Below are 12,763 nucleotides of genomic sequence, written 5' to 3'. Positions count from 1 at the left end.
GCCCGTATGGCCCTAGGCACTGCTTCCACCAGAACTGATCGCGCACGCACCGTGCGCGACATGCTCGCGACCGGCAAGACGACGTACTCCTTCGAGTTCTCGGCGCCGAAGACCCCGAAGGGCGAGCGCAACCTGTGGAACGCCCTGCGCCGGGTCGAGGCGGTGGCCCCCAGCTTCGTCTCCGTGACGTACGGAGCGGGCGGGTCCACGCGCGCGGGCACGGTCAAGGAGACGCAGCAGATCGTCGCCGACTCGACGCTCACGCCGGTCGCCCACCTCACCGCGGTCGACCACTCCGTGGCGGAGCTGCGCAACATCATCGGGCAGTACGCCGACGCCGGCATCAGGAACATGCTCGCGGTCCGCGGCGACCCGCCCGGCGACCCTCTCGCGGACTGGGTCAAGCACCCCGAGGGCCTGACGTACGCCGCCGAACTGGTCCAGCTGATCAAGGAGTCCGGTGACTTCTGCGTGGGCGTCGCGGCCTTCCCCGCGATGCACCCGCGCTCGGCGGAATGGGACACCGACGTCCGGCACTTCGTCGACAAGTGCCGCGCCGGCGCGGACTATGCGATCACACAGATGTTCTTCTACCCGGAGGAATATCTGCGCCTGCGCGACCGGGTCGAGGCAGCGGGCTGTTCGACGCCGATCATCCCGGAGATCATGCCGGTGACGAACGTGCGCATGCTGGAGCGGCTGCCCCAGCTCAGCAACGCTTCCTTCCCCCCGGCGCTCAAAGAGCGCATCCTCACAGCCAAAGACGATCCGGCGGCTGTACGCTCCATTGGCATCGAGTTCGCGACGGAGTTCTGCGCGCGGCTCCTTGCCGAGGGTGTGCCGGGGCTGCACTTCATCACGCTGAACAACTCCACGGCGACGCTGGAAATCTACGAGAATCTGGGTCTGCATCACCCGCAGACCTGACCGGTCGTACCCCTGGGGCGGCGGCCGCGGGGAGAGGGGCGTACATGGGCTGGACGGTCCTCTACATCGCGTTCGGATGCGTCGCGCTGTGGCTGCTCGGCGAAGTGCTGCTGCAGTACAAGGCGCGGCTGCGCTGGCGGCTGCTGGCCTTCGGTGGCTTCCTCGGCGTGGTCATCGGCGTGCTGCTGCCGTCGGTGATCGTCATCGGTGCGGGCGCGATCGCCTTCGCCACGGGACAGACGTACGTGACGCTGTCCTTCCGGCGCGGCTTCTCCACCGGCTGGGCGCTCGGCGGCCAGCCGGGCCTGAGCAAGCGCCGCAAGACGACGCCGCGGGGCGCGGAGGCCCATCAGGAACCGACGCTCCAGGTCTCCGACCTGGAGTACGAGGCGGCGGGCCCGGCGGGGCCGCCGCCCGAGGCCCCTCCCGGCGGCGGGGTCTACGCGCCGGAGCCGCTGCCCGACGACACCGGGCAGTACGGCGTCTACAGCGACGACGCGTACGCACAGCAGCAGGCCCAGCAGTCCGCCCAGCAGGACGGCGCCTACGGCTACGACACGTACGCCACCGCGGGCTATGACCCCCAGCAGCCCTACGCGTACGGCGAGACGGGGCAGCAGCAGTACGCCGCGTACTCCGACCCGTACATCGGGACGCAGTCGTACGGCGGCCAGCAGAGCTACGACGCGTACGGCGACCAGCAGCAGTACGCGCCCTATCCCACCGCCGATCCCTACGGCAGTGGGTCCGGGACGTACAACGAGACGCCGCCCGGCGGGGTCTGGGTGCCCCAGCAGCGCAGCGTCGAGGACCCCTACGGGCAGTACGGCGGCGAACTCCCGCCCGAGCAGCCCTACCCCTACCAGGGCGAGCAGGCCCAGGGGAACGGATACGACGCGGGCTACGACGAGCAGTACCGCTACTGAGTTCGCGGGCCCGCGGTCCTGCTCACTGTCCTGGTCACTGCGAGCCCCGGAACTCCGGTCCCTCCACGATCAGTCCGGCGACCAGCGTGCCGGACATGCCCGCGTGCGGAAGACCGCCGCCGGGATGGGCCCAGCCGCCGGCCACGAAGAGCCCCGGCAGCCGCGTGCTGTTGGCCGGGTGGAGCAGCCGGCCCTCACCCGCCGCGAGGGACGGGGGCGGGACCGCGCCGCCGTCGGCGCCGGTGGCCTCCGCGATGTCGGCGGGGGTGCGGACCTCGTGCCACAGCAGGCGGCCCCGGAGTCCGGGCAGCACGGCCTCGGCACGGTCGAGCAACCCCTCCACGTCCGCTTCGGTGACCTCCGTGTGCGCGGGCACCGTGACCGTCAAGGTGACCGCCTCGTGTCCGGCGTCGGGCGTGAGCGCCGGGTCGGCCGGGCGCAGCACCGTGAGGGTGGGGGCGGCGGGCAGTCCGGGGCGGTCCCCGAAGAGCCGGTTGAGCTCGTCCCGGCGGTCGGGGGTGTGCAGCACCGTGCGGTGGGGCGTGCCGTCCGGCCGCGCGCCGGTCAGCGCCAGGAAGATCATCAGGCGGCTGGGGAGACCGGAGCGGGCCTGGATCTCACCCTCCGCCCGTATGTTCACACCGGAACCGCCGGGCATGTCGGATACACCGGACAACAAGCCGTCCAGTGCGCCGGGCGCGACACCGGCGACCACGAAGTCCGCCTCGTGCGCCGTCCCGTCGGCGAGCTCGACGCCCGCCGCGCGGCCGTCCTTCTCGATGATCCGGGTGACGGGGGAGTCGAACACGAACTCGACGCGCCGGGCGAGACACCGCTCGTGCACGGCCCGTGCGAGCGCGCGCATCCCGCCGCCCACGGACCACGCGCCGAAGGTGTGCTCCAGATAGGGCAGGACGGCCGCGCTCGCCGGGGTCACGCGGGGGTCGAGGCCGCACGCGAGGGCGTACTGCTCGAGGAGCGCCAGGAGGCGTTCGTCGCCGCCCAGTTCGAGTTCACCGACCTCGGTGAGGGTCTTCGCGCGCCGCTCGCGCCGCAGGAGGCGCTTCTGCGGCACCGAGGGGTAGGGCTCGCGCTCGGCGAGCACCTGCCAGTTCGGCCAGAGGGGCTCTTCCAGGAGGGGGCGCCGGGTGCGGTCCCACGCCTCACGGGCGCGGTTCATGTACGCCGACCAGCGGGCGCCCGCGCCGCTGCCGAGGGCCGCGTCGAGGGCCTCACCGACGCCCGCGCGCGAGGCGTTCGGCAGATCGGCCGTCGTGCCGTCCGCGAAGACGTGCCGCACGGCGGGCTCCACCTGGGACAGCTCGACGCACTTCTCCAGCGGTTCCTTGCCCGTCTTGACGAACAGGTCGCGGTAGACGGCGGGGAGTTGCAGGAGGCCAGGGCCCGTGTCGAAGGCGAAGCCGTCCCGCTCGAGGCTGCCGAGCGCGCCGCCGTACGTCCCCGACCGCTCGTGGACCACCACCCGGTGGCCCGCGACGGCCAGCCGGGCGGCCGCCGTCATCGCGCCCATCCCGGCGCCGATCACCACAATCCGTGCCATGCCAGGGACTTTATCGGCCACCACTGACAGTCACGCCGGGAGCCCTCAGTCCGGCGGCCTGCCCGCGTGCGCCGCCAGCAGCTTCTCCTCGCGTCGCTGCGCCCTGCGCCGTAGGAACCGCCGGATACGCGAGATCAGGAAGTACAGCAGGATCAGGCCGAGCACCAGAAGGACGGCCGCGATGATCGCCGCCGCCTCCGGATGGAACATCGCGAAGGTGACGATCCCGGCCACCCCGAGATCCTCCGCCGTGCTCACGATGACGTTGCTGAACGGCTCCGGCGAGGTGTTGATGGCCATCCGTGTCCCGGCCTTCACGCAGTGGCTCGCCAGCGCCGTCGAACCGCCCACCGCGCCCGCGGCCAGGTCGGGGAGCGAACCGCTCTGCCCGGCGAGCAGCGCGCCCACCACGGCGCCGGACACCGGCCGGATCACGGTGTGCGCCGTGTCCCACACCGAGTCGAGGTAGGGGATCTTGTCGGCGACGGCCTCGCAGGCGAAGAGGACCCCGGCGACGATCAGCACATCAGGACGTTGCAGCGACTCCGGGACCTCGTCGGTGATCCCGGTCGCGCCGAAGACACCGAGCAGCAGGACCACGGCGTACGCGTTGATCCCGCTTGCCCAGCCGCTGGTGAAGACCAGGGGGAGTACGGACACGGACGCGATCGTAACCAGTCGGGAACGACCCGGCCTGGGGATGAGTGCCCAGGTCTGAGTATCCGTACCTAGTGATGGAGATGAGTATCAGCGCGGATGGGTCCCGACCTGCGCAGACGGAAGAGTGAGGGACACGGAGAAGGGCGCAGCGTCCGTACCGCCGACACGGGGCGGCGGAACGGCGCGGCGCCCTTGGCCGCTCCTCCCACCCCACCGAAGGTGGGAGTGAGACGCGGGGAGACGGACGGCGGCTCGGGAATGACCGCCCGAGAGGCCGAACGGGGGACTGCGGGGGAACACGAGAGCGCCGGTCCGGTGCCGCCTGGAGAACAGGCGGCACCGGACCGGCGCCTTGTCGTGCGGGTCCGGAGGGCGGTTCAGCGGCCGCCGCTCACCCGGCCCTGGAGCAGCCGCGAGAGCGCCGAGTGCACGTCGTCGAGGGAGCGCTCCGGCTGGAAGGCCTGCCAGTCCAGGGCCGCCACCAGGACCATCCCGACGAGCGCGGCGGCCGTCAGGGGGATGTCGATCTCCTCGCTGAGCTCGCCGTTCTCCACGCCCGCGCGCAGCACGTCCTCCACGACGGCGACCGCCTGCTGCCTGACCACCATCAGGGTGGACTGCCAGGCCCGGTTGGTGCGCCACAGCTCGGCGACGTACAGCTGGGTGAAGGCCGGGTAGCGGTCGATGAAGACCAGGCCGGCCCGGATCATCGCGTCCAGCGCGTCGACCTTGCTGCCGCCGCGCTCCGCCGCCTTCTCGGACGCTTCCTTCAGGGAGGCGGTGAGCAGGCCGACGCCGTGCCGCAGCAGCTCTTCGAAGAGGACCGACTTGCTCGCGAAGTTGTAGTAGACCGTGCCCTTCGCGACCCCGGCCCGCTCGGCGATCTCGTCGACCGTCGTGGCCGAGAAGCCCTGCTCCGCGATGAGGGTGACGGCCGCTTCGTAGAGCTTCTGCCGGGTGGCCTCACGCCGGGTGCTGGTTGCGCTGCTGTCCATGGGCCCGATTCTCACAGGTCTCGGCGCTCCGGCAGGCGCACTTGCGGGTCTCACAGGGTCAGCTCCGGGTGCAGGCGGTCCAGGGTCCACACCTGCTTCTGGCGCGCGGAGAGCGCGGTCAGCGCGAGGGCGCCCGCGGTGAAGGCCGTGAGGACCACGCACGCCTGCCAGACGGGGCCGAGCCCGCCGCCCGTGATGAGCCTCCTCAGGGCGTCGACCACGTAACTCATCGGCAGGAAGGGGTGGATCGCGCCGAAGAAGGACGGACTCGTCTGGACGGGGTACGTGCCGCCGGCCGAGGTCAGCTGGAGCATCAGGACCGCGAGGACGAGGATGCGCCCGGCCGCCCCGAAGCGCGCGTTCAGCCACTGCACGATCGCCGCGAAGCAGCATGTCACCAGGCAGAGGAAGCCCACGGTCCCGGCGGCCCGCGCCATCTGCAGGCCGAGCCCCCAGTGCAGGACCGACATCAGGGCCGCCGTCTGGAGCACCCCGAGGGCGGCTACCGGCAGCCAGCCCGCGAACGCGATCCGCCAGGCGGAGGCGCCCGCGGCGAGCGCGCGCCGGTTGAGCGGCTGGATCAGCATGTACGCCACCATCGCGCCGACCCACAGGGACAGCGGGATGAAGTACGGGGCGAAACCCGTGCCGTAGTTGGGCGCCTTGTGCATCGACTGGGAGGCGAGCTGCACTGGGTCGGCCATGACGTCGGTGCGCTGGTCGCGGTCCTTCTTGTCGTAGTCGGGGATCTTCTTGACGCCGTCGTGCAGCCCGCCGGACAGCTTCTCGGAGCCGTCGGCCAGTTTGAACAGGCCGCCCTTGAGGTCGGTCGCGCCCGTCTTCAGCTTGCCGATGCCCGTGTCGAGGTCCGTGGCTCCGGTCTTGGCGGTGCCGAGGCCCGTGTGCAGTTTCTTGGCGCCCTTGGCGACCTTGCCCGCGCCCGTGTTGAGGTCGTTGATCTGGGTGACGGCCTTGTTCAGGTCCTCGTCCAGGTGCGGCGCGCGCTCGGCGAGCGCCTTCGACTTCTTCTCCAGCGTGGCCAGGTGCTTCTTGAGCTTCGTGACGTCGCTGTTCTGGTCCTTGATCACGGTGTTCATGTCGTCCGCGATGGTCGACACGTTCTCGGCGGCCGTCTTGGCCTTCTTGATCTGCGGGCACGCCGGGTCGGGTACCGGGAGGTTCTCGCAGCGCTCCGTGTAGAGGCCGTCGATGATGTCGGACCCCTCCTTGGCGCCCTTGGCCGCCCCGGGCGCGAGCTTGACCCAGGTGTCCAGGTTGTTCCGCAGGGCCTTGGAGGAGTCGGCGACGAGCTTGGCCGTGTCGCCGATGGTCTTGCCGTTGTCCTTCAGGAAGGGTCGCACCTTGTCCGCTGTGCCGTTCACCTTGTCGGCCAGCTTCTGGGTGCCGTCCGAGACTTTCTTCGACCCGGTCTCCAGTTCGCCGGCGCCCTTGTCGAGCTTCTTGATGCCCCCGGCCAGGTCCCCGCTGCCCTTCTTGGCGTCCTTGAGGCCGGTCGCGAGCTTCTTCGAGCCCTTCTTGGCCTCACCGATGCCGCTGTCGAGCTTGTCGGCGCCCTTGGCGGCCTTCTCCGTCGCCCCGTGGATGTCGGAGAACGAGATGAAGATCTTGTCGAGGAAGGAGCGCGAGGCCTTCGTGGAGGCCGCCGTGCGCACCTCGGAGAAGACCGTCCGGGAGATCTGCCCGACGATGTAGTTGTTGGCGTCGTTCGTGCGGACCTGGAGGGCGCTCGTCTCCGGGGCGTCGCCCGAACTCGACGCGACGCGCTTGCTGAAGTCGGAGGGCATCGTCAGCGACAGGTAGTACGTCCCGTCCTCGACCCCTTCACGCGCCTCGGCGGAACTCACCTCGTGCCAGTCGAAGGTCTTGCTGTCCCGGAGCCCGTCGACGATGCCGTCGCCCACCGCGAGCTTCTTGCCCGAGGCGGTGGCGCCCTTGTCGTCGTTGACGAGCGCCACGGGGATGCGGTCGAGGCGGCCGTACGGGTCCCAGAACGAGCAGAGGTACAGCGCGCCGTACAGCAGGGGCAGCAGCAGGAGCGCGACGAGCGCGGCGCGCGGCAGTTTCCCCCTGCCGAAGCGCCTGAGCTCAAGCGAGGCCAGCTTCGGCGAGCGCATCCGCCGTCTCCTTGTCGTCGTTGTCGCGGCCGTCGTTGTCGTCGTTGTCGTCGGCGCGGTCCGTGGAAACGGCGATCGCGTCGTCGGGGGCTTCGTTGCACACGGCCACGACGGTGGTGCCGCTCTGCGTGAGGGACCTCAACAGGTCCCAGGCCTCGCGCCGTTCGGCGTCCGAAAGCTTGAGGTCGACGTCGTCGACGCCAAGCAGTCGGGGCCGCCCGATCAGCGCCAGGGCCACGGAGAGCCGCAGGATCTCCAGGCGCTCCAGATCGCGTACGGAGGTCCGCCGCCCCTTGGGCAGCGACTCCATGTCGAGCCCCGCGGCGGTCAGCGCGGCGTCGACCCGCAGCCGCGCCTCGGCCTTCCGCTCGGCGCGCGGCCTCAGCAGGCCCCGCAGGGAGCCGCCGAACCGCCGCTGCAGCAGCGCCCGTTCGTGCAGATGCTCGGCGACGGTCAGTGCCGGATCCAGGTCCGTCACGCCGGGCACGGGCCCGAGCGCGCTGATCCGGCGGACCGCCGCGAGCTGCTTGGGCAGCCGGAAGCCCCCCACCGAGGCCTCACCCTCGGTGGGGCGCATCCGCCCGGTGAGCGCGAGCAGCAGACAGGTGCGGCCCGACCCCGAAGCCCCCTCGATCGCGATCAGCGACCCCGGTCCGGCCTCGACGCCGACCCCGCGGAACGCCCAGCCCCGCGGCCCTTTGAGCCCGAACTCCCGCGCTGTGACGGCGGCTCCCCGCTCGCCGTCGTTCGGCCCGTCCACAGTTCCCCCTCGCGCCCTCTTTTTTGAACTGACTGGTCAGTGCAAAAACTAACGCGAACCGTCGATCGTGGCAAAAGCGCAGGTCAGGGCCGATTGTCAGTGGCGTACTACACGATGTGCACATACGGCCACATAGCCGTTACGCGACGACAGGAGGTTCGTCATGGCCAGCACTTCCGCAGCAGCCGCACGTCGGCACCGCCCCGTCGGCCCTGCTCCCTCACTGACCGGCCCCGCGAGCGACGTGCACCCCGTCCTGCGCCGGGCCACGGCCCCGCCCGCCGCACTCGAACTGCTCGCCCAGGCCCGCGCCGGCATCGACGAGGCCGCGCACCTGGAGCCTCCGAACGAGCGCTATGCCACGGCGCACCTCGCGGCCCTGCGCACCGCCGCCGCCGTCCTCGCCGCCCGCGGCCGGCCCGAGGCGACCCCGCGCCGCAGGCAGCGCATCCGGAGCGCCTGGGAAGTGCTCCCCGAGATAGCCCCCGAACTGACCGAGTGGAGCGCCCTGTTCGCCTCCGGCGCGCCACGCAGGGCCCGCGCGGAGGCCGGCATACAGGGCGCGGCCACCGTCCGGGACGCGGACGATCTGCTGCGTGACGTGGGGATGTTCTTACGCCTCGTCGAGCGGATGCTCGGCCTGCAGCCCGTGCTGCCCCAGCCCAGGCGGGAGCCTCCGGACGCGACCCGGGACGGGTGACGGGGCAGTCGTCCGAAGGCAATAGGGTGGGAGCGCCCGCACCCTCCTGACTGCCGCAAGAGCAGGCGGAGGGAACCCCCTAGCTCCGCCGCGGACGTGCGGTGGACGCGCCGAGGAGTCAACTGCCGTGTCGGACCCGATGCGCCCCCGCGCTTCTCTCCGTACCGCCGTGGTCTGGGAGGTCCTCAAGGACGCCCTCGACCGCCGGGTCAAGGCCACGGGCCGGGAGTCACACTCCCTCGACGTGCTCGACACCGGAGGCGGCAGCGGAAACTTCGCCGTGCCCGTCGCCCGCCTCGGCCACCGTGTCACCGTCGTCGACCCCAGCCCGAACGCCCTCTTCGCGCTCGAGCGCCGGGCCGCCGAGGCGGGTGTCGCCGATCGCGTGCGCGGAGTCCAGGGCGACGTGCACGGCCTCTTCGACGTCGTGGAGCCGGCCGGGTTCGACGCCGTCCTGTGCCACGGCGTCCTGGAGTACGTGGACGACCCCGCCGAGGGCGTGCGCAACGCGGTCGGCGCGCTGCGGCCCTCCGGCACCCTCAGCCTGCTCGCCGCCGGTCTCGGCGGAGCCGTGCTCGCCAGGGCGCTCGCCGGGCACTTCACCGAGGCCAGGCAGGCGCTCGACGACCCGGCGGGCCGCTGGGGCGAGGGTGACCCCGTGCCGCGGCGATTCACCGCCGAACAGCTCACCGATCTGGTCGAGGGTGCGGGCGTCAGGGTCGACGCCGTGCACGGCGTACGGGTCTTCGCCGACCTGGTTCCCGGCGTCCTCGTGGACACCGAACCCGGCGCCCTCGAGGCCCTGCTCAAGCTGGAGGAGGCCGCCGCCGAGCTCGCCGCCTTCCACTCCGTGGCCACCCAGTTGCATGTGCTCGGTGAGACCCGGGATGCCGACGAGGCCTGACGTCCGGCACGGCTGCCCCGCTGATCAGCGGCGCAGCCGCACATGGAGTACGGCACACACCCCCCGAACGGGCTATGGGCGCCGTATGATCGAGGCAGACCGTCCGGCATGCCGGATCGGCCGCTGGGGAATGAACGCTTCAGCGAGCCGGAGCGGCAGGGTGGTCCGGTTTGGCGAAGTTGGCGCAGAGGGGCGGGTTTCACGGGGGCGATTCCCTGCCTATCCTGAAGGGGACCCCCGGTCGCCCCGGCGACTGCACGATGAGGAGGACTCCGTGCCGCTCTCGGAGCACGAGCAGCGCATGCTCGAGCAGATGGAGCGAGCGCTGTACGCCGAAGATCCCAAGTTCGCGACAGCGCTCGAGGGAAGCGGGCTGCGTACGTACACCCGGCGACGGGTCTACCAAGCGGTCGCGGGCTTCCTTGTGGGTATTGCCCTTCTCATGGCGGGAATGGTCGCCCAGCAGATCTGGGTGAGCGTGGTCGGTTTCCTCGTCATGCTGGGCTGTGCGGTGCTCGCCGTCACCGGATGGCGCAAAGCGCCCAAGCCAGGTGAACAGCCGGCCGCCGGCACACCCACGGCCCCGGGCAGCACACCGGCCCGTCGGCAGACCCGGCAGAAAAAGTCGATGATGGACCGGATCGAGCAGCGTTGGCAGCGCCGCCGCGACGAACAGGGCCAATGAATTCTTAGCTTTTTCAGCAGTACGTAAGGGGTGACCGCCAAGGCGGTCACCCCTTACGCATGCTCTCTAGCTCTCCTGCTGCGACGGCTTCCGCAGGGCCGTCCACCGCTTGGCGATCCGCTCGGACCCTCGTGTCTTGACCGCCGTCCAGCGGTCCGAGACCGCCCACACCACCCGTGCGGCCGAACGCGGGGCGAATGTCGCCCGCAGCCGTGCCGTGCGGTTCGACGTGGCCCGCAGACCGTCCGACACGCGGTGCACGTCATCGGCGAGACCCGCCGTCGGCTGCGGCCGTGGCGCGTAGAGCACCTGCTCGACCGCCGCGGCCAGCCGGTGGACGGAATCCGCGGGTGCCGCGGTGAGCTGACCGATCCGTACGATCCGGGCTGCCGCCTTGCGCGGGGTCTGTGACTCGTCCGGCGTGATCCCGTGGTCCCAGGCCGTATCGGTCACCTCGAGCCAGGCGGCGAGGGTCCGCGCGGCCGCGTCCGCCTCCGTACGACCCGTAGAGCCCAGGCGCACCGCACGGATGCGCCGACGCCACAGCATCGGCAGCAAGGGCAGGCCGAGGACCACCAGGGCCCCCAGGGTCACCGCCACGATCGTGTCGACCGGCGGTCCATCGTCGCCCGAACCGCCCGCGATCGCCGGGGCCGTGCTCGCGCAGCCGCCCTGCTTCTGCTGGTCGGGCGGGCAGCTCGCGGAGGCGGAGGGCTCGTCGGACGGCGCCGAGGACGAGGTCGGCTCCGGCGCCGCCGGGTCGCTCGCACCGTCGGACGGGGTGTCCGGGCGCGTGTACTCCGGCACCGTGCCGCGGTTCGGGGTGGGCTCGAAGCGGGTCCAGCCCACGCCCTCGAAGTACAGCTCGGGCCAGGCGTGCGCGTCCCGCAGACCGACCGACATCGAGCCGTCCGCCTGCGCGGCGCCGGGCGTGAAGCCCACCGCCACGCGCGCCGGGATGTCCAGGGTCCGCGCCATCGAGGCCATCGCGAACGAGAAGTGGACGCAGAAGCCTTCCTTCTGCTCCAGGAAGCGGGCGATCGCCGCCGGACCGCTGCCCGCGCGCACCTGGGTGTTGTAGGTGAAGCCGCCCTCCGAGGCGAAGTAGTCCTGGAGCTTGACCGCTTTCTCGTAGTCGTTCGACGAGCCCTTGGTGATCTTGCGGGCCTCGGACGCCACCACTGACGGCAAGGTCTCGGGCACCTTGGTGAACTCCCGCGCGATCTGCCGCGGCGGCTCGGCGGCGTTGGCCAGCTGCTCGGCCGTGGGCTCCACGATGAGGCTCTTGACCTCGTACTGCGCGCCGCGTGTCGTCTGCCCGCGGTCACCCACCAGGGCGCGGCCCACCGGCTCGTACCGCCAGCGGCCGTTGATCTTCACTTCGCTCGCCGGGTAGGGCATCGGCAGCCAGTTCTGCGCGTAGCTGTCGGCGGCCGAGATGTTCGTCTGGATCTCGCTCCTGCGGACGTCGGGATAGAGCCCCGGCGGGTCCTCCAGGCGCGGGGGCACGTCCTCGATGCCGCGGACGGTGGTCTTCCAGGTCGTGCCGTCGAACTGGTCGAGGGAGACGATTCGCAGGTAGAGGTTCTCCGTCTCCTTGGCGTTCGTCTTGTACGAGATGACCTCGCGGTCGTCGGGTTCGTTCAGGCTGTCCTGGAGCGCGACCAGCGGATTCACCGCGGAGATCGTGCCGCCACCACCGGAACCGGAGCCCGCGCCGCCGCCGGTACCGTCCAGGAGCCCGCCGTCCAGGGCGGGCAGCGCGAGCGGCACCACCAGGGCGATGCCCAGAGCCACCGCGCCGATGCGCCGGCCCGTGCGGACCGGTGCGATCGCGCCGCTGTCGGACTCCAGGCCCCCGGAGATCCGTCCCGGCGCGCGCGCCGCGCCCCCGAAGACCCGCCCCCACTGGGAGAGCCGGTCCCGGCCCTCCGCCAGGAGCAGCAGCAGATATCCGGCGGCCGCGAGCAGGAACCACAGCCACCCGGCCCCGTCCCCGGAGAGCCCCGCCGCGACCGAGTACAGCGCGAGCAGCGGAAGACCCGCGGGCGCAGCCGTACGGAACGTCACCGCGAGGGCGTCCACCGCCAGGCCGATCACCAGGACGCCGCCGACCAGCATCAGCCGGATGCCGTCACTGAGCGGCGCCGGGATCGCGTACTGCCCGACGTCGTTGCCGCCCGCCTCCAGGAGCAGCCCGAACTCCCGGAACACGTCGGGACCCGGGATCACCCCGCCGATCGCCTGGCCGCGGGCGAACACCAGCGTCAGCATCAGCAGCGTCACCAGGGCCTGCACCGCGACCGTGACAGGCCGGGCCAGCGGGACCCGCCGGGTGAGCGCCCCCACCCCGCTCTGCAGCGCGAGCAGGATCGCGGCCTGGACGAACCACGTCGCCGGATCGACGAGCGGCAGCAGCGCCCCCGAGGCCATCAGCGTGGCCGCCGTGGCACAGAGCGCGAGTCGCGCGCGCCCACTCATGAACGTCCCCCTGTTGTCGTGCCCCTGGT

Annotated in this window: 11 protein-coding genes; 5 read left to right on the top strand and 6 right to left on the bottom strand. The window is 71.5% G+C overall.

What is annotated here, in order from left to right; translation table 11 throughout:
- Nucleotides 1-6 precede the first annotated feature (6 nt).
- Nucleotides 7-927, top strand: a complete 921-nt coding sequence (gene metF / locus ACZ5U5_RS06630; RefSeq protein WP_469017275.1) for a methylenetetrahydrofolate reductase [NAD(P)H] — start codon at nucleotides 7-9, stop codon at nucleotides 925-927.
- A 44-nt stretch (nucleotides 928-971) separates the two neighbouring features.
- Nucleotides 972-1,853, top strand: coding sequence for a hypothetical protein (locus tag ACZ5U5_RS06625; RefSeq protein WP_469017272.1), 882 nt, complete (start codon nucleotides 972-974; stop codon nucleotides 1,851-1,853).
- A 34-nt stretch (nucleotides 1,854-1,887) separates the two neighbouring features.
- On the opposite strand, the gene ACZ5U5_RS06620 is transcribed toward ACZ5U5_RS06625, so the two are convergent.
- From ACZ5U5_RS06620 to ACZ5U5_RS06600, 5 genes are all read right to left on the bottom strand, one after another.
- Nucleotides 1,888-3,414: a phytoene desaturase family protein gene (locus ACZ5U5_RS06620; RefSeq protein ID WP_469017269.1), complete on the bottom strand. Its 1,527-nt coding sequence runs from the start codon at nucleotides 3,412-3,414 to the stop codon at nucleotides 1,888-1,890.
- A 45-nt stretch (nucleotides 3,415-3,459) separates the two neighbouring features.
- Entirely contained in the window at nucleotides 3,460-4,074 is a 615-nt protein-coding gene (locus ACZ5U5_RS06615) for a DUF4126 domain-containing protein (RefSeq protein ID WP_469017267.1), read from the bottom strand.
- A gap of 377 nt (nucleotides 4,075-4,451) precedes the next feature.
- Nucleotides 4,452-5,069 carry a TetR/AcrR family transcriptional regulator gene (locus tag ACZ5U5_RS06610; RefSeq protein ID WP_469017264.1) on the bottom strand — a complete coding sequence of 206 codons (618 nt, stop codon included), beginning with the start codon at nucleotides 5,067-5,069 and terminating at the stop codon, nucleotides 4,452-4,454.
- 50 nt (nucleotides 5,070-5,119) lie between these two features.
- Nucleotides 5,120-7,204: a YhgE/Pip family protein gene (locus ACZ5U5_RS06605; protein ID WP_469017262.1), complete on the bottom strand. Its 2,085-nt coding sequence runs from the start codon at nucleotides 7,202-7,204 to the stop codon at nucleotides 5,120-5,122.
- Entirely contained in the window at nucleotides 7,176-7,964 is a 789-nt protein-coding gene (locus ACZ5U5_RS06600) for an ATP-binding cassette domain-containing protein (protein ID WP_469017259.1), read from the bottom strand. The genes ACZ5U5_RS06605 and ACZ5U5_RS06600 overlap by 29 nt, the downstream gene beginning before the upstream one ends.
- Nucleotides 7,965-8,127: 163 nt before the next feature.
- Between ACZ5U5_RS06600 and ACZ5U5_RS06595 the strand changes: the two genes are divergently transcribed.
- The 3 genes from ACZ5U5_RS06595 (at nucleotide 8,128) to ACZ5U5_RS06585 (ending at nucleotide 10,253) form a co-directional block, all read left to right on the top strand.
- Nucleotides 8,128-8,664, top strand: coding sequence for an SAV_6107 family HEPN domain-containing protein (locus ACZ5U5_RS06595; protein ID WP_453683636.1), 537 nt, complete (start codon nucleotides 8,128-8,130; stop codon nucleotides 8,662-8,664).
- A 127-nt stretch (nucleotides 8,665-8,791) separates the two neighbouring features.
- Nucleotides 8,792-9,568: a class I SAM-dependent methyltransferase gene (locus ACZ5U5_RS06590; protein ID WP_469017255.1), complete on the top strand. Its 777-nt coding sequence runs from the start codon at nucleotides 8,792-8,794 to the stop codon at nucleotides 9,566-9,568.
- A 274-nt stretch (nucleotides 9,569-9,842) separates the two neighbouring features.
- Nucleotides 9,843-10,253 carry a DUF3040 domain-containing protein gene (locus ACZ5U5_RS06585; protein WP_469017252.1) on the top strand — a complete coding sequence of 137 codons (411 nt, stop codon included), beginning with the start codon at nucleotides 9,843-9,845 and terminating at the stop codon, nucleotides 10,251-10,253.
- Nucleotides 10,254-10,319: 66 nt separating this feature from the next.
- On the opposite strand, the gene ACZ5U5_RS06580 is transcribed toward ACZ5U5_RS06585, so the two are convergent.
- On the bottom strand, nucleotides 10,320-12,734 hold the full coding sequence (locus ACZ5U5_RS06580) for a transglutaminase TgpA family protein (RefSeq protein ID WP_469017250.1): 2,415 nt from the start codon (nucleotides 12,732-12,734) through the stop codon (nucleotides 10,320-10,322).
- Nucleotides 12,735-12,763: the final 29 nt, after the last annotated feature.

The organism is Streptomyces sp. NPDC033177, assembly GCF_055577715.1.
Note: the sequence above shows the minus strand (reverse complement) of the source record. Positions and strands in the feature narration are given on the sequence as shown.